Raw genomic sequence first — 15324 nt, forward strand, 5'->3', positions numbered from 1 at the left:
GAAGTGGTTGTTGCTCTCGATCGCTTTGGCTCGCGGGTCAGGCGAGCAATTTGCGCGCGGCGCGCTCGACCAGCGGGACGTCTTCGGGAATCTCGCCCACCACCAGCACTTCGCCATCTTCGGTCCGCCGGACCATCACCAGTGCGAATTCGGACCCCGAGGGTTCCAGATCGTCGAGGGAGAGCGGTTCGATCGCCCGCAGCTTCTTCGCCAGCGATGCGCGCATCGTGGTGCCGTCATCGACCTTCTCGCCCGCTTCCTCGCGGCGCGCGCGGCGTTCGGCCTGAACCACGCCCTTGAGCCCGCCCTCGGCCTCACCGAGAAAGCGCGCCAGCGATCCGCGGGTCACCTGCAGGCGATGGGCATGGCTCAGCACCGCGGCGTATTCGGTCACCCGCGTCTTGTCGTAATCGGCGCCGAACACCAGCTTGACCACCGGGGTCATCGGCGCGCGTTCCTGAATTTTGAGCCCGCTATCGGCGATCAGTTCCTGGAAGCCCTCCGGATCGGCGACCGCCTCGAGACTGAAATCATAGGCGCGTCCGACCGCACGATAGAGCGCGTCGCGGCTGCGGTCCTCGCTAGAACTGGCGACCAGCGCGAGCTCGCGGGCCTCGGCGAGGCAATCGTAGAGACCCAGCGTCTCTCCGGCGCTCGCGGGCGCCGGAGCGGAATGCTCGGCGGCTTGTGCGTCGGACTCATTCTCGGCATCCTGCGAGGTCTCGATGTCGGTTGCGAGCGGTGCTGCGGGGACGAAACTCACCGCGGCGCGCGGCTCCTCGGGCTCGTAGGCTTGCGGCACCAGCGGCGATTGGCCGTCGCCCGCTGTGCCTTCTTCGTCGTCATCGTCATAGGCCGATGACAGGTCGAGCGTCGGGCGCGGCTTGGTTCCTCGCCCGATCAGCGAGGAAAGGCCCGCGCCGACGCTGTCGTCGGCCAGCGGATCGATCACATCGTCGACGTCTTCGGGTTCGGGTTCCTCCCAATCATCGTCGAGCCCGTAATCGCGCGCGGTTTCGCCGATGGCTCGGCCGCGCCATTCGGCCGCGTGGGAACCGCCATCGTCGTATTCCTCGTCGTCGTCTGCTTCGTCTTCTTCATCCCAATTGTGAGCCGACCAGCCGGCCAGCCCCGCAGCCGCGCGGCTGCCGAAGGCGGGCACGGGCAGTTCCTGGGTTTCGTGATGCGGCGGGATCGCTTGGTGTTCTGCGACATCGTCCAGCGGAACGCTCAGTTCCAGCGGCGCCTCGTCGCGTCCGACCGGCTGTTTCAGCGCCAGGACCCTGTCTGCAATCGATTCGGTCTCGTCCGCCTCCCCCTCCGCTGCCGCATCCGCCTGAAGCGCCTGGCCGATCTCGAGCAGCAATTCGTCCGCGGTCTGCTGGTCGGCGACTTCCTTCCAATTGATCACCCCGAAGATGAAGTCGATCGTCTCGTCATCGCTCGAATAGGGCAGCAGGATCCCGCGATAGAGTGCGGTGGCGCCGCGCTGATTGACGAATTCGGCCTCGAAACCGATCGGCGCCTGATTGGCGAGGATCTGCATATAGTGGTCGGTGATGCGACTCAGCAGCGAGCGCGCGGGAATCTCGGACACCGCATCGATCGCGTGGGCCGCGTCCTGCTCGCCGCATTCCTCCGCCAGCCGCTCGCCGAGATATTCGATACCGGGATTGTCCACTCCCTGGGTGAAATCGAGCAGCACCGAATAGGGGCCGAAATCCTTCAGCGAGGCGGGATCGAGATCCTCGATCGAGGGGAAATTGCGGTCGGCGAGCAAGCTCGCCCAGTGATTGTAGGCGCGCACCTGCATCCGGCGCTCGTCCTGCCCGACCGGCGAGGGCGGGCCTTCGTGGATCGGGTTCTCGTCTTCGCTCTCGAAATCGGGGCCGGACTCGTGGTCGCCGGAATCGTCGGGGCCGGAATAATCGGGGCCGGAGTAATCGGGCTCGTCGCCATACCCTCCGCGAGAGCCGAAAATGCCGCCTAGCCTGTCCATCGTCGATGCTGCCCCTGAAAAGCGCGCTCTGAAAGCGTGGTGGTCTGCATCCTTGCTTGTGACGGGCCGTGGTAAACATATCGCTAACCGAGGGGCGCCAATGCCCCGCAACCGGCAATAGGGACACGCCGCGACCGGCGAACAGGACGCGCCGTGGGCCGCGATCGGATCAGAACATGTAGCGCATCTTGATCGCCAGAGACTTGGGGCTGTCGGAGACCTCGAACATCGCGTCCTCGAAGCGCGGAGGGCCCATCACGACCTTGGCGTCGCGCGAGAAGCCGAAGCCCTCGCGCGGCATCATCCCCAGCGCGCGATCGGCCTTGCCATTGCCGTTCTCGTCGTGAAGCAGCGCGATCGCATAGCGCCCCGGCGCGACGCCGGGAAAGGTGAGGGTGACCTTGCCGGCGTGCGCATCGACGATGGTGCGATAGGAAGGGGTGCCGGACCGGCATTTGGGGAAGCGCGCCGGATCGCCGGTCATGCAGGCGATAACCAGCCCTTCGGCATTGCGCATTTGGGTGACGGTGACGGTGACGTCGGTTCCCGCGAGCGGATGGCCGGCGGCAGTGGCCAAAGGTGCCAGCGGCAGCAGCAGCGCCAGCAAGGTGAGGCGGGTGAATTTCATACGGCGCTGCTCAACCCTTTGTCGGTACCGCAGACCCAATCCCAGAAGCGGAAGTAGAGCCCGTAGTTGCAGCGGTATTCCTCGTGATGCCGCTGATGGTGACTGGCGGTTATCAGCCAACCCCCTAACCGCGAATGAACCAGCCGGCGCGGAAACATCTCCCAGCCCATGTGATTGGTCACCCCCATCACCGTCATCACCGCGAGCACCAGGCCCAGCATCGCGGCATGGATCGGGATGAGGAACACCAGCAGCGGGATCACGAAGGCCCCGGTCAGCGCCTCGTAGGGATGGAAGCTCATCGCCGCCCAGGCGGTCGGCGGGCGGCTGGCATGATGGACCGCGTGCATCGAGCGGAACAGTTTCGGGCGGTGCATCCAGCGGTGCGACCAGTAGAACCAGGTGTCGTGCGCGAACAGATAGAGAAGCACCGAAAGCGGCAGGTACCACAACGGAAAGTCCTGCCAGCCTGAGTAAATCCGCGTCCAGCCGCGCTCCTGCCAGCCCCAGCCGACGATGCCCGCCGGAATCCCGTAGATCGCCGCCGAGGCCAGCGACCAGCCGATCTCACGGCGCATCTGCGGACCGAGCCTGGCATGGTAGCCGGGTCTGCGCCGCGCGGTCAGCCAGGCGAAGAACCCGCTGGTCGCGAGATAGCGCAGCGCCACGATCAGAGTCATCGCGAGAGTGGAGAGAAGGATGGCGGCGAGCATGGCGGCCCCGCCTATGCCGCAATCCGCGCAGGCGGGACAGAGCTTAGTACTCCACGACTATCCGCCTCCTATCCGCCCAGTCGCTGCCTACTCGCTTTGGCCCCAGGGCGCGCAATCGGGGTCGCCCGCCACGGTCAGCCGCCGCAGCGCGGCGCGCGCCAGCCGTTCGACCTCGACCTTGCGCCGCGCCGCGGCGAGCGGGTGGAGCGGGGCGGGGCGCAGGATCTCGGCATCGTAGCCATCGGCGACGATGATCCCGCAGCAATCGGGGCGGTATTCCTCGCTCTCCAGCGGTCCGCGATCGAGCCCGGGCGGGACGCCCCAGAAGAAGCGGTCGCAATGATCGAGATAATCGGGCCATTTGCCATCGCCCAGCAGATCGCCGCGCTGGACCTTGATCTCGACGATGATCACCCGCCCCTTGGGGTCGACCCCCATCAGATCGGCGCGGCGCCCGTTGCGCAGCGGCATTTCGGGCAGACACCAGATGTCGTTGCGCGCGAACAGCCGTGCGATCCCGCGGCACACGGCTCGGGCGGTCGCGACTTCGCCATCGGGAGCGGGTGCGAGGGTGGATGCAAGCGAGTCGGCCATGCCGCAGCGCTGGAACAAAAAGGAAACTTCGTCAAGGCCGCGGGATGTCCGGCCTGCGCAGAGCGAAGCTCAGGCGGTGTGCAGTTCCGGCTCCACGAAGGCGCAGATCGCCTGGCGCGCGACGTGGAATTCGCGCCACAGGGTCAGCGCTGCGGCGGTGGTGTCGCGGCCCTGGTCGGCGGCGGCGATCAGCGCGCGCAAGCCCGTCTGCATCACCAGCGCGAGATCGTCGATCCCGTTGACGACCGCCTCGCGGCGCCAGCTCTCCGCGTGCGCCGCGCGCTCGGGAAGCGAGGCGATCGCGCCTCCGGCGGCCTCGTGCCCGAGCTGCGCGAGCTGCGCCACCGCTTCGGCGGCATCGTGCAAGGCTTCCCAACGCGCCCCGAGATCCTCGACAAGCGGCCCGGGCGCGCGGGTCGGCTCTTGACCGAGCGGCGGCAGCATGGTGGCTTCGGCGAGATCGAATTCATGGCGGAGCGCGTTCATAAGGCTTCCACGACTAGCCGGGCGAACTTGCCAAATCGCTAATGCGGGGCCGTCGTTCTCCAGCCGCTTTTCGGAACCCGTTGACCGATGGTCTCAACAGCGGCTAGGCGTCGAGCCGAAGCACCCGTAGCTCAGCTGGATAGAGTGTCGCCCTCCGAAGGCGAAGGTCACAGGTTCGAATCCTGTCGGGTGCACCATCCCCGTTCATCTGTGGGCACACTGTGCGGAACCGCGCCGGAGGCTGCGCCCGCCAAGCGGGTCTTGCTGCCCGTCGTGTCGATGGGATCGTCACCGACTTCGCCGCGACCAATACCGCCACTCGCCGGGCTTCCTCGCCGGATTCGCCGCCTACATTTACGCGCCGCCTCGCTTTATTTCCACAGTCCTCGAAATAAACTTGACCCGCACGGCGGCGGGCTATATTTCGAATCCTATGGAAATGAAGTCCACCGCAGCAGTCGAGGCCCTCGGGGCGCTTGCGCAGGAACATCGCCTGGCGGTGTTTCGCTTGCTCGTTCAGGCCGGGGAAGAAGGCATGCCGGCGGGCGCCATCGCCAGCGCGCTGGACATCCCGAACTCTTCTCTGTCGTTCCACCTGGCGCATCTCACGCGGGCTGGATTGCTCCAGCAGCGGCGGGACGGTCGCTCGCTCATCTACACTGCCGATTATGGCGCGATGAACGCGCTCGTCGGGTTCCTGATGGAAAACTGCTGCGGTGGCGGGGATTGCGCCGCTCCCGAGGCCAGCGAAATCCCAACAGCGCAACCGGAAGGAAAATCCGCATGAAACGTTTGCATGTCCATGTCGGCGTTGCCGACCTCGACCGGTCGATCGGCTTTTACTCCACCTTGTTCGGCGCGGAACCGACCGTCGCCAAGAGCGACTACGCCAAGTGGATGCTCGATGATCCGCGCGTCAACTTTGCAATCTCCGCGAGCAATGCGCACAAGGGCGTCGAGCATCTCGGCATTCAGGTCGAGGATCGAGACGAACTGGCCGAGGTCTACGACCGGCTCAGATCCGCGGACAGGCCGGTAGCCGAGGAAGGCTGCACCACCTGCTGCTATGCCAAATCGGAGAAGAGCTGGGTCACCGATCCCGACGGCGTCTTGTGGGAGGCATTCCACACGACCGGCGGCGCGACCGTCTACGGAGACGGTGTGGATCTATCGGCGGTCACCGGAACCGGCCCGAGCACCGGCCCGAACACCGGCCCGAGCACCGGCCCGAACATCGCCGCGGGAGCAGCAGGATGACCGGCGACTTCGTCATCTACCACAATCCCGAGTGTGGTACCTCGCGCAATGCACTCGCCATGATCCGCAACGCCGGGATCGAGCCGCATGTGGTCGAGTATCTCGAGACACCGCCTTCGCGCGCCATGCTGGAGAGCCTGATGGCGCGCGCGGGCATATCGCCGCGCGACCTGTTGCGCGAGAAGGGCACGCCGTTCGCCGAGCTGGGCTTGGGCGATCCTGCCCTGTCCGACGAGCAGCTGATCGACGCGATGATGGCTCACCCGATCCTGATCAATCGTCCTCTGGTCGTGTCGCCGCTCGGCGTGAGGCTGTGCCGTCCGTCGGAAGCGGTTCTCGATCTGATCCCGGCCCGACAGCAAGGGGGCTTCGCCAGGAAAGATGGCGAGCAGATCGTGGATGCCGCAGGCCAGCGCGTGCGATGACGCGAGGATAGGACAAGCGAGATGACCCCAACCATCGCGAATCCCGCCCCGGCGGCCTCGCCGCTCGGCACCTTCGAACGCTTCCTGTCCCTTTGGGTGCTGCTCGCCATCCTGGCAGGCCTCGCGCTCGGCCTCGCCGCACCCGACGCCGTCCGCCTCCTGGCCCGTTTCGAATATGCATCGGTCAATTTCGTGGTCGCGGTGCTGATCTGGGCGATGATCTATCCGATGATGGTCGGCGTCGATTTCGCCAGCGTGAAGGACATCCGGCGCAAGCCCAAGGGGCTGGTCATCACGCTCGTGGTCAACTGGCTGGTCAAGCCGTTTACGATGGCCGCCCTGGCGGTGCTGTTCTTCGATTATCTCTATGCCGGGCTGATGTCCCAAAGCGATGCCGACCAGTATATCGCCGGCCTCATCATCCTCGGCGCTGCACCCTGCACCGCCATGGTGTTCGTCTGGTCGCAACTGACCAGAGGCGATCCAGCCTATACGCTGGTGCAGGTGTCGGTGAACGACCTGGTTATGATCGTCGCCTTCGCGCCGATCGTCGCCCTGCTGCTCGGCGTGACCGACATCGTCGTCCCTTGGGAGACGCTGCTTCTCTCGGTCGTGCTCTATGTCGTCGTTCCGCTGGCGGCGGGCGCGCTTACCCGCCGAAGCGTGATCGCCCGCCACGGAGGCGACACGGCCTCTCTCGACGCCTTCACGGCCCGCCTCAAGCCCGGGTCGATCATCGGTCTGCTGGCCACGGTAGTGCTGCTGTTCGCCTTCCAGGCCGGGACCATCGTCGCCGATCCGCTGCTGATCGCGCTGATCGCGGTTCCGATCGTCATCCAGTCCTACGGCATCTTCGCCATCGCCTATGCTGCAGCCAAGGCGTGGAAGGTGCCGCATGACATCGCCGCACCCTGCGCGCTGATCGGCACCTCCAACTTCTTCGAACTGGCGGTTGCGGTCGCCATTGGCCTGTTCGGCCTCACCAGCGGGGCTGCTCTTGCGACCGTGGTCGGCGTGCTGGTCGAAGTCCCGGTGATGCTGTCGCTGGTCGCGATCGCCAACCGCACCCGCGATCGCTTTCCCGCAGTCTGAGACCCGGCTGCGGGCTGTTCCAGCGCCGGATCGGAGATGTCGGCCGCGACGGCTTTTGGCCGTGCTGGGGGATCAGCCGTGCGCGGCCTTCCACGCTCCCATCGAACCCAGATACACGTCGAGCTCGGCGAACCCGCGGCTGGCCAGCCATCCTGCGGCAACGGTCGCCCGCATCCCGCTGGCGCACATCAGGGTGTAGCGCCCGGCCGGGTCGAGGTTGCGATACCGTTCGTTGAGCTCGCCCACGTAGTTGTGCTGCGGCGCACGCGCCGCGCACCGGATTTTCCCGAAGACCGCAAGCCGCCTGTCAGATACAAGGAACCCAGTCCGGGTGGGAGATAGCGAATGTACTCCAGCGTTCTGGTGCCGGTTGACCTCGATGAGCCCAGTTCCTGGGCCGGAGCGGTTCCCGCAGGGCTGGCACTTGCGCGCTGCTTCGGCGCCAGGATCACGCTTGGCACCATCGTGCCCGACAGCCTGGCGACGCGCGAAGCGCAGTGGTCGGGGATCGGCTATCGCCGCCTGTTGGATACCGCCGCAGCGCGGCTGGCTTCGCTGGCCGAGGAATTGCGCGGCGATGCCGAACTGGCGACCCGCGTCGGTTCGGGCCCGATCGCCCGCGGTATCCTCGACCTCGCCCAGAGCGTCGAGGCCGATCTCATCGTGCTGTCTTCGCACCGCCCGGAAATGAAAGACTGGCTCATCGGCGCTCAGGCAGCGCGGGTTGTCCGCCACGCGCGATGTTCCGTCATGGTCGTGCGGGATTAGCACAAGGTGATCTCCCGGACGAACCGCGACCTTGCGAAAGAGCACCGACCGGGCCGCATTCGCGATCGCCTCGAGAGGCCGCGGGGCGAAAGCCCGCTGGGCGATTTCATGCGCGGCGGCGTGGATGGCGTGATTACGACCTTCGCCGTCGTGGCGGGCAGCGCCGGTGGCGGCCTCGCAGCGACGACCGTGATCATCCTGGGGCTGGCCAATCTTGTCGCCGATGGCTTCAGCATGGGAGTCAGCAACTATCTCGGGACCAGAAGCAGGCAGCAGGAGGTGGCGCAGGCTCGGGCCGACGAGAATTGGCAACTCGAAGCGAATCCCGAAGGCGAACGGCAGGAAATCAGGGAGATATTCGCCCGCAAAGGGCTGGAAGGCGAGGCGCTCGACCAGATCGTCGAGGTCATCACCAGCGACAAGCGAGTGTGGGTCGACACGATGATGGCCGAGGAGCTCAAGCTCAGCGAAATCTCCGCAAGACCGCTGCGTGCGGCTCTCTACACCCTGGTGGCGTTCGTGCTTTGCGGCTTCGTGCCGCTGTTGCCGTTCGTTGCCGGCACCGGAGCCTTCGACCGGATGTTCGCCATCAGCACCGGGCTCGCTGCAGCGACCTTCTTCGCTCTGGGCATCGGCAAGGGTGTGGTTCTGGGCGCTTCGCCGCTACGCTCCGGGCTGCAGACGCTGCTGATCGGCAGCGTCGCGGCGGTGCTGGCCTATGCGGTGGGCGTTGGCCTGCGAACCCTGTTCGGAATATCGTCCGCATAGCGGGCGCAATGGCTTTGGCGGAGGCAGCGACCGCACGGCCGGGCGGCGTGGAGGCGCAAAGGCAGACAAGCCCCACCTGCTGTGCTAGCGGCGGCGCATCGCAAGCCCATGTTCTGGCTGCTTGCGGCTGAGAGACGCGCCGTGCTCCCGCCGATGTGGAGGGTATCATGTGCCCCACGCGCTCATTATCGAGGACGAAGCCCTGCTCGCATTCGCGGTCGAGGAGGCGCTGAGCGAGATCGGCTACGCCATTTTCGAGATCGCCGCCAGCATGGCCGAAGCGATCGCGGCGGCCGAAAGGCAGTGCCCCGATCTGATCGTCGCCGACCACCGCATCCTCGACGGGACCGGGACCGAGGCGGTGATGACGATCTGTTCCGACAGAGTGATCCCGGTGGTCTTCGTGACCGGCAGCGGACCCGAGGTCCGCGCGCATCTGCCGGATGCCCTGGTGGTCGCCAAGCCGATGACGCAGCCGCTGCTCGAGGCGGCGGTGCAATCGGCGGTCGAGCGCCCGCTGACGCTCGCGGTCGACGGGCTGCGGAGGACGGCCGAGGGCGACTAGACGCCCGTGTTCAGGCTCGCGCCCGGGCCGCGCCGGTCGCGCGGCGACGCGACAATTCGCGCGCATATTCCTGCAGATCGGGGATCTCGTCCATCTCGTCGACGATCTCGAAACCGAAGATCGTCTCGAGCACGTCCTCCAGCGTCACCAGCCCGCGGAAGGTGCCGTATTCGTCGATCACCATCAGGATGTGGTCGTGCTGCGAGATCATCCGGTGGAACAATTTGTCGACCGGGAGCTCGTCTAGGACGTGGGGCAGCGGGCGCACCAGCGGCTGGAGGCTGCCATCGCCGTCGGGCTGTTCGAGCAGGCCGGTCAGCGCCTCGTGCTTGATCACGAAGCCGGTGATCTTGTCCGAATTCTCGTCGAATACGGGGATGCGGGTGTGCGGCACCTCGCTGATCTTCGCCGCGAAATCGCGCAATGCGGTGCGCTGCGGCAGGCTGAACACCACGGTGCGCGGGGTCATCACATCGGCGGTCCGGACCCCGTGCAGCTGGAGCAGATTGCGCAGGAAGCGGACCTCGCTGCTGTCGATCTGGCCCGAGGCCTGGCCCAGATTGGCGATCGCCAGCAGATCGTCGCGGTGGCGGGGGATCGCGGCGGGCTTGCCCAGCGTGATCAGCCGGGTCAGCTGGCGCGAGGCCCACACCAGCGGCGCCAGCCCCTTGATCAGCAGCGGCAGCAGCCAGGCGGTGAAGGGAGCGATCCTTTCGGCATAGCGCGCGCCGATGGTCTTGGGGATGATCTCGGTGAAGATCAGCACCAGCAGCGTCAGCACCGCGGCGAACACCGCCTCGCTGCCCGCGCCGTAGACCTTGGCGTATTGCGCACCGGCGCCGGCCGCACCCATCGTGTGGGCGATGGTGTTGAGCGTCAGGATCGCGGCCAGCGGGCGCTCGATATCGTCCTTGAGCTTCTTGAGCTTGCCCGCCCAGCCCGCCTCGCGATCCTGCGCCGAACGGATCGTGGATGGCGTGATCGTCAGCAGCGAGGCCTCGAGGATCGAACACAGGAACGACACCACCAGAGCCAGCGCGACGTAGAATATCAGCAGGGTCATGGTGGTGCGGGGGCCTTGCTTGTTGCGTTTGCGTCGGGACGGGTGGGAGCCATCCTTACACCACAAAGCGCCGCTTGCACGGGCGCAATTTTGTGCGGCGCTCTACGCCATTGGCTGCACGAGGAAGCGCCGCGGCTCAAGGGCGCGGCATCACCGGCGCCACCGGGGACCGGGCGATCGCTGGCGAGTCCGCCTAGCCAGGCGGAAAGCGGTCATTGACAGGCAGCGCCGATTGCAAGCAATTCACGGCGGGGAGACGGACGATGGCTTGGCGCAGATGGCTCGGGCTCGAGAAACAGACGCTGGCCGAGAAGCGGGCGGCGCTGAACGGCGTTTCCCTGTTCTTCGGCGCGCTCATCGGCGCCAATCTGGGCACCACCAGCCAATTGCCGCTGGCCGATTACGCGCTGATCGTCGCCGTGATCTGCCTTATCGTCCTCTATCTTCATCTCGCACCGGTCGCGCGACGCCGCTGGACCAACGTCGCCAACCTGCTCGGGCTGGTGGGCGGGTTGTATCTGCTGCTGATCCACGAGATCGGGGCAGCCGCTTTCGAAGGGGGGCGCCCGAGCGCGCAGATATTCGTCACCATCTGCTTCTGGATCGCATCCGTCCTGTTCATCGAACTGCGCCCGCTCGATGGCGAATCGCCCCCGGATCGGACCACGCCGCAGGCCGAAGAGCCCGACCATCGGATAGGCCGCTAGCGCCCGATGGTCCGAGCTCCGGATGCCGCGCGCGGCTCAGCCGGGCGCCGCTGCCTTCGTGTCCCCGACGGCGCGCACGACGGGCGCCGCATCGCTGACCGGTCGAGAAACCGTGACATTGCAGTCGTCCGACCCCTCTGTGCAGTCGAAGCGCAGGAGGTTGGGGTAATCCTCGATGGCGAAGGTTCCGCCGCCAAGATGATGCATTCTGCTACGCTCCCGCCCCAGAAACTGGGTGAAGAACTCCGATCCGATCCACAGCGCGTCATCCTGCTCCTCGATCCGGTATTCGAGCCCGAGATCGTAGAGCAGACCGGTGTAGGTTCCGAGCACGGTCCGCTTCAGGTCCTCGGGGAGCGGCGCGGTGGCGAATTTGTGGCGCTCGTTCCACTTCATGCCGTCGATGATCTCGCGCCGCAGCGTGGCGAAGACCGGCCCGGTGTTTGCATCGTCGCCATTGGCCAGAACGGCGATGCCGTAGCCGCCCTCCATCGATGCCATCAGGTCGCCGTTGACGCCGGTGTTCGAACCGTCGTGGCGGAACCAGTCGGTGTTGCCGAAACCGAAGCCGCGGAAGAATGGCATCCCCATCCCGCCGACATGCTCGAGAGAGAAGACATCGGTCAGCGCCCGCGCCGTGGCCGGGGCGATCGGCCCGTTGCCATCGCCTGCCAGGGCGCGCTGGATGGCGATGGCGAAGCGCGCCAGATCGGCGGGCGTCGACCACATTCCCGAAGCGGATACCTGCGGCGTTATCGGCAATCCGGTGCGGATGACCGTCCCGTCCTCGGCGTGGACGAGCGCCGCATCGGCGGGAAACCCTGCCGCTCCCGGCTGGATCATGGTGGTGTGGTGCATGCCGAGCGGCTGGAACACTCTTCGTGCGGCCAGCTCGGCCAGGGGAATGCCCGTGTGGTCCTCCAGCGCAAGCTGCACGATCACATATCCGCCGCCGCTGTATCGCCAACCGGTGCCGGGCGGGAAGAGAAACTCGATCGGCTTGTCGTAGCGCGGCAGGCGCCCTTCGAGGCTGTCGATCAGCGTCGGCAGCCGGTCGCCCTCGTAATAATCCGCGAAACCGTGCTGCGACGTGCCCGCCGTGTGCGTCAGCAACTGGCGCCAGGTGACCTCGGCCGCACCGGGATGTGCACTCTCGGGCAGCCGCCAGCTTTTGAGATAGTTCGCAATCGGCGCGTCGAGATCGATGACCCCTTCCGCGGCCAGCATCGCGCAGACCAGCGCCGTCACCGGCTTGGATATCGAGGCGGTCGAGAACGCCGTTTGCGCGGAAATCGGGGCGTTCGCCTCAGCCGATCTGACCCCGAAGGTCCGGTGTTCGACGATCCGGTAATCGTCGAACACCGCGACGCTCAGCCCCTTGAGCCTGTGGCGCTCCATTTCCGTCGGCAGGGCCTCCCAGAGCGAGGCCAGCGCTGGCTCGGCGCGGCCCGGCGGCGACGCGGCGGCAACAGGCACTCGATCCGGCGCGGACCCGGCGACCGGGGAAACGCAGGCTGCCGTCGCGAGGGCAAACACGATAACCAGATGGGAAAGTTTGATGTTCCGCTTCCTCGACTGCATAAAGGAAGTGGTGTATTAGTAATATAGATCACCACGGGTCAACCGTATAATCCCCACGGACCGGTAGGCGGATCGTCGGTCGGTTCCAGCCCGCTTCCGGGCGCTCAGGGCCGGGCTGTTCCGGCAGCGAAGTCCGGCCGGGCCTGCGGCTCCGATGCCTCGCGGCCATGTCGCGCCGCGGCTTCGTCGGCCAGCATCACGACGCGGTTCCGCCCCGCATGCTTGGCCGCGTAGAGCGCGCGGTCGGCATCGGTGACGAACATGTCGCGGCTGGTCGTTTTCGGGCTGCCGATGCGAACCCCGATGCTGATTGTGATCGCTTCCGCGGCGCTCGTGTCGTCGGCGACCACCAGCCCGGCGATCTGCGCCCTTACCCGGTTGGCGATGGCCTCGGCCTCGCGGCCCGCCTTGCCCACCAGAGCGGCGATGAATTCCTCGCCGCCATAGCGCCCGATGATGCCGTCGTGCCGCGCGAACTCGCCGCCCAGCAACCGCCCGACCTCGACCAGACACCGGTCCCCGGTCTGGTGGCCATGGGTGTCGTTGAACCGCTTGAAATGGTCGATGTCCAGCAGCAGCACGGCCATCGGGTCGTCGCTCTGACGGGCCGCTTCGAATGCCGCCGCGAACGCCTGCTCGAAGCCGCGCCGGTTGAGGAGTGCGGTGAGCGGATCCAGATTGCTCAACGTCTCGAGCCGGCGATTGAGCGCCAGCAGTTCCTCCTGCGCCTCGCGACTCTTGAGCGTGAGGATAAAATTGCTGTCCTTGAGCCTGTCGTTGCGCAGCTTGATCGCGACCGTGCCAGTGCAGGCCAGCAGACCGAAGAAATAGAGACCGATGGTGGCGGGTCCTATGCCAGCCACGGGGAAGACGGGGATCGCGATTGCCGCGAAGCCGGCGATGCCGAGGAACAACGTGGCGCCTGCGCGGAGCGGCAGGAACACGATGCCCGACGCGATCAACAGGGCGCTCGCCAAAATGTAGCGCTCGGTTTGCGCCCCTTGCGCCACGACGCCGAGATAGCTCGCCACCCCGGCGAAGATCGCAACCGGGAGGGTGGCCGCCAATGTGCGCGTCAGCCCCCTCGCGCGCCCGAGCAGCGCGATCCCCACCAGATAGGCGGGTACGACCAGCCCCAGCCGCAGCGCCAGTCCCAGTTCCAGAACACCCGCCTGCGCATCGAAGAACAGGCAGGCGATGCAGATCGCCAGTCCCACCATGTGCATGAAGCGCAACTCGCGGTTGATTCTGTCCGAGGAGAACTCTTCCCATCGCGCCTTGAGTTCGGGCGACCACGCGCCAAAGCGCAGGGTCTCGTCGAACCCTTCTTCTATGCGCATCTCGCTCTGGCCCCGCCCGTGCATTTCATCATTGTAGAACGAACGGGATAAATTGTCCCTGATGCTGCCGCAGGAGGCGGGGGCGGGAACAGGCCGAAGCGCCAAAAGACCTGGGCGAAACGCCCCCTCCCTGCCGAGGACTGGGCGTGCCACACCGATTTGGTTCGGAACTCGGGTGCCATCGCCCGCACCGGTCGGGCCCCGCCTCGCCGCGGGCGGGCGCTCAGTGGCAGGCGAAGATCGGCAGCGGCGGATCGGCGAAGATCTCGCGGCTGACCCCGCCCCAGATCGTTTCCGCCAGTCGCGACCGGCCATAGGCGCCCATCACCAGATAGGCCGCCTCGCGGTCGGCGGCGGCGTTCAGCACCGCCTGCGCGACCGATTTCGCCCGCAGCGGCAGATCGATCAGTTCGCAGGAAATGCCGTGGCGCGAGAGATATTCGGCGCCCTGCACCGGAGGCAGGTCGTAGCGGCCGGTTTCCTCCTCGCCCGCGACGCTGACCAGGGTGACCGAAGCGGCGCGCGCCAGCAGCGGCACCGCGCCGCGCAGCGCGCGCGAGGCCTCGGGCGAACCGTCCCAGGCGACCACCGCGGGACCCTCGCAATCCAGCCGTGCGACCCCCTTGGGGACGACCAGAACCGGAGCCTGCGCACCCAGCACCACTTCGCCGACCAGCTTGGAAGGACCCGTAGCGCCGAGCGGATCGCAGCTGCCCAGCACCACGCAATCGGCCAGTCCGCTGCGGCGCAACATGTCGCGCATGGCGAAACCGTCGCTCTGCACCCAGTCCCAGGCGACGTCCTCGGTGGCCAGCCGCGCCGTGATCCGCGTCCGGAGCGCTTCGGCCTGGCTGCGGGTCGCGTCCATGATCTGCGCCGCCATGAGGCCGTAGAAATCCACCGCCCCGGCCATTTCCCACTGGATCGACTTGCTGCAGGTGAGATGGCCGTCGAAGGCGCGCACCAGATCGAGCGCGACCTGGAGACGGGATTCCAGGCAGTCGTCGTCCTCGATGTGAAGCAGTACCGAACGCATGGCCGTTTCCCTCCGTGGCAGTGCGAGTCCCCGGTCCAACGCCGGAGCGCGAGTCGCAATATGCGCCGCGGTATCCGGCCTGTCCAGCGCCGCCCGGTGGCCGCCGGATGGGCGAAAGCCGCTTTCCTGCACCCGACAAACCCCCGGACGACGATCCCTGCTGCACCCACCCATTCGCAAGCCCCGTCCCGCGCGCGCAGCGTGCGCCGTTGCCGGCTTTCGAACCCCGATTCCCTACGGAGATGGCAAGCGACGAACCCGCGTGTGTTTCATGAACCAACTCTCCGCCCCAACTCTCCGCT

General features: G+C 66.6%; 18 protein-coding genes and 1 tRNA gene. 9 read left to right on the forward strand and 10 right to left on the reverse strand.

Features of this window, described 5'->3' with window-relative positions; genetic code table 11:
• Window positions 1-37: 37 nt before the first annotated feature.
• From Q9K01_RS15435 to Q9K01_RS00690, 5 genes are all read right to left on the reverse strand, one after another.
• The gene (locus Q9K01_RS15435; RefSeq protein ID WP_422785266.1) at window positions 38-1999 is read right to left on the reverse strand and encodes a hypothetical protein; all 1962 of its coding nucleotides are present in this window, start codon (window positions 1997-1999) and stop codon (window positions 38-40) included.
• 169 nt (window positions 2000-2168) lie between these two features.
• Entirely contained in the window at window positions 2169-2627 is a 459-nt protein-coding gene (locus Q9K01_RS00675; protein WP_305928289.1) for a DUF2141 domain-containing protein, read from the reverse strand.
• The gene (locus Q9K01_RS00680; protein ID WP_305928290.1) at window positions 2624-3340 is read right to left on the reverse strand and encodes a sterol desaturase family protein; all 717 of its coding nucleotides are present in this window, start codon (window positions 3338-3340) and stop codon (window positions 2624-2626) included. Before Q9K01_RS00680 ends, Q9K01_RS00675 begins: the two co-directional genes overlap by 4 nt.
• 87 nt (window positions 3341-3427) lie before the next feature.
• Window positions 3428-3934: an MmcB family DNA repair protein gene (locus tag Q9K01_RS00685; RefSeq protein WP_305928291.1), complete on the reverse strand. Its 507-nt coding sequence runs from the start codon at window positions 3932-3934 to the stop codon at window positions 3428-3430.
• A gap of 69 nt (window positions 3935-4003) precedes the next feature.
• A complete protein-coding gene (locus tag Q9K01_RS00690; RefSeq protein WP_305928292.1) occupies window positions 4004-4420 on the reverse strand; it encodes a hypothetical protein in 417 nt (138 codons plus the stop codon).
• 120 nt (window positions 4421-4540) lie between these two features.
• Between Q9K01_RS00690 and Q9K01_RS00695 the strand changes: the two genes are divergently transcribed.
• From Q9K01_RS00695 to arsB, 5 genes are all read left to right on the forward strand, one after another.
• A tRNA-Arg gene (locus Q9K01_RS00695) sits at window positions 4541-4617 on the forward strand.
• A gap of 200 nt (window positions 4618-4817) precedes the next feature.
• Entirely contained in the window at window positions 4818-5207 is a 390-nt protein-coding gene (locus Q9K01_RS00700; protein WP_305928293.1) for an ArsR/SmtB family transcription factor, read from the forward strand.
• Window positions 5204-5677 (forward strand): ArsI/CadI family heavy metal resistance metalloenzyme, encoded by a 474-nt coding sequence (locus Q9K01_RS00705; protein ID WP_305928294.1) that lies wholly within the window; start codon window positions 5204-5206, stop codon window positions 5675-5677. The genes Q9K01_RS00700 and Q9K01_RS00705 overlap by 4 nt, the downstream gene beginning before the upstream one ends.
• A complete protein-coding gene (gene arsC, locus Q9K01_RS00710) occupies window positions 5674-6102 on the forward strand; it encodes an arsenate reductase (glutaredoxin) (RefSeq protein WP_305928295.1) in 429 nt (142 codons plus the stop codon). The genes Q9K01_RS00705 and arsC overlap by 4 nt, the downstream gene beginning before the upstream one ends.
• A 21-nt stretch (window positions 6103-6123) precedes the next feature.
• Window positions 6124-7194, forward strand: coding sequence for an ACR3 family arsenite efflux transporter (gene arsB / locus Q9K01_RS00715; RefSeq protein ID WP_305928296.1), 1071 nt, complete (start codon window positions 6124-6126; stop codon window positions 7192-7194).
• Window positions 7195-7266: 72 nt separating this feature from the next.
• Here arsB and Q9K01_RS00720 read toward each other — a convergent pair whose 3' ends face one another.
• Window positions 7267-7440 (reverse strand): rhodanese-like domain-containing protein, encoded by a 174-nt coding sequence (locus tag Q9K01_RS00720; RefSeq protein WP_305928297.1) that lies wholly within the window; start codon window positions 7438-7440, stop codon window positions 7267-7269.
• Window positions 7441-7539: 99 nt separating this feature from the next.
• Between Q9K01_RS00720 and Q9K01_RS00725 the strand changes: the two genes are divergently transcribed.
• From Q9K01_RS00725 to Q9K01_RS00735, 3 genes are all read left to right on the forward strand, one after another.
• On the forward strand, window positions 7540-7962 hold the full coding sequence (locus tag Q9K01_RS00725; protein WP_305928298.1) for a universal stress protein: 423 nt from the start codon (window positions 7540-7542) through the stop codon (window positions 7960-7962).
• Window positions 7963-7968: 6 nt separating this feature from the next.
• Window positions 7969-8730, forward strand: coding sequence for a VIT1/CCC1 transporter family protein (locus Q9K01_RS00730; protein ID WP_305928299.1), 762 nt, complete (start codon window positions 7969-7971; stop codon window positions 8728-8730).
• A gap of 169 nt (window positions 8731-8899) precedes the next feature.
• Window positions 8900-9295, forward strand: coding sequence for a response regulator (locus Q9K01_RS00735; protein WP_305928300.1), 396 nt, complete (start codon window positions 8900-8902; stop codon window positions 9293-9295).
• Window positions 9296-9305: 10 nt separating this feature from the next.
• On the opposite strand, the gene Q9K01_RS00740 is transcribed toward Q9K01_RS00735, so the two are convergent.
• Window positions 9306-10358 carry a CNNM domain-containing protein gene (locus Q9K01_RS00740; RefSeq protein ID WP_305928301.1) on the reverse strand — a complete coding sequence of 351 codons (1053 nt, stop codon included), beginning with the start codon at window positions 10356-10358 and terminating at the stop codon, window positions 9306-9308.
• A 263-nt stretch (window positions 10359-10621) separates the two neighbouring features.
• Here Q9K01_RS00740 and Q9K01_RS00745 point away from each other — a divergent pair, with 263 nt between their 5' ends.
• A complete protein-coding gene (locus Q9K01_RS00745; RefSeq protein ID WP_305928302.1) occupies window positions 10622-11065 on the forward strand; it encodes a hypothetical protein in 444 nt (147 codons plus the stop codon).
• A 36-nt stretch (window positions 11066-11101) separates the two neighbouring features.
• Here the strand turns inward: Q9K01_RS00745 and Q9K01_RS00750 are convergent, their stop codons facing one another.
• The 3 genes from Q9K01_RS00750 to Q9K01_RS00760 form a co-directional block, all read right to left on the reverse strand.
• Window positions 11102-12463 carry a serine hydrolase domain-containing protein gene (locus Q9K01_RS00750; RefSeq protein WP_305928303.1) on the reverse strand — a complete coding sequence of 454 codons (1362 nt, stop codon included), beginning with the start codon at window positions 12461-12463 and terminating at the stop codon, window positions 11102-11104.
• Window positions 12464-12750: 287 nt separating this feature from the next.
• Window positions 12751-13986, reverse strand: coding sequence for a GGDEF domain-containing protein (locus tag Q9K01_RS00755; RefSeq protein WP_305928304.1), 1236 nt, complete (start codon window positions 13984-13986; stop codon window positions 12751-12753).
• Between the two features lie 223 nt (window positions 13987-14209).
• Window positions 14210-15022 carry a universal stress protein gene (locus Q9K01_RS00760; protein WP_305928305.1) on the reverse strand — a complete coding sequence of 271 codons (813 nt, stop codon included), beginning with the start codon at window positions 15020-15022 and terminating at the stop codon, window positions 14210-14212.
• Between the last annotated feature and the right edge of the window lie 302 nt (window positions 15023-15324).

Source organism: Qipengyuania benthica (genome assembly GCF_030717865.1).
GTDB classification, from domain to species: domain Bacteria; phylum Pseudomonadota; class Alphaproteobacteria; order Sphingomonadales; family Sphingomonadaceae; genus Qipengyuania; species Qipengyuania benthica.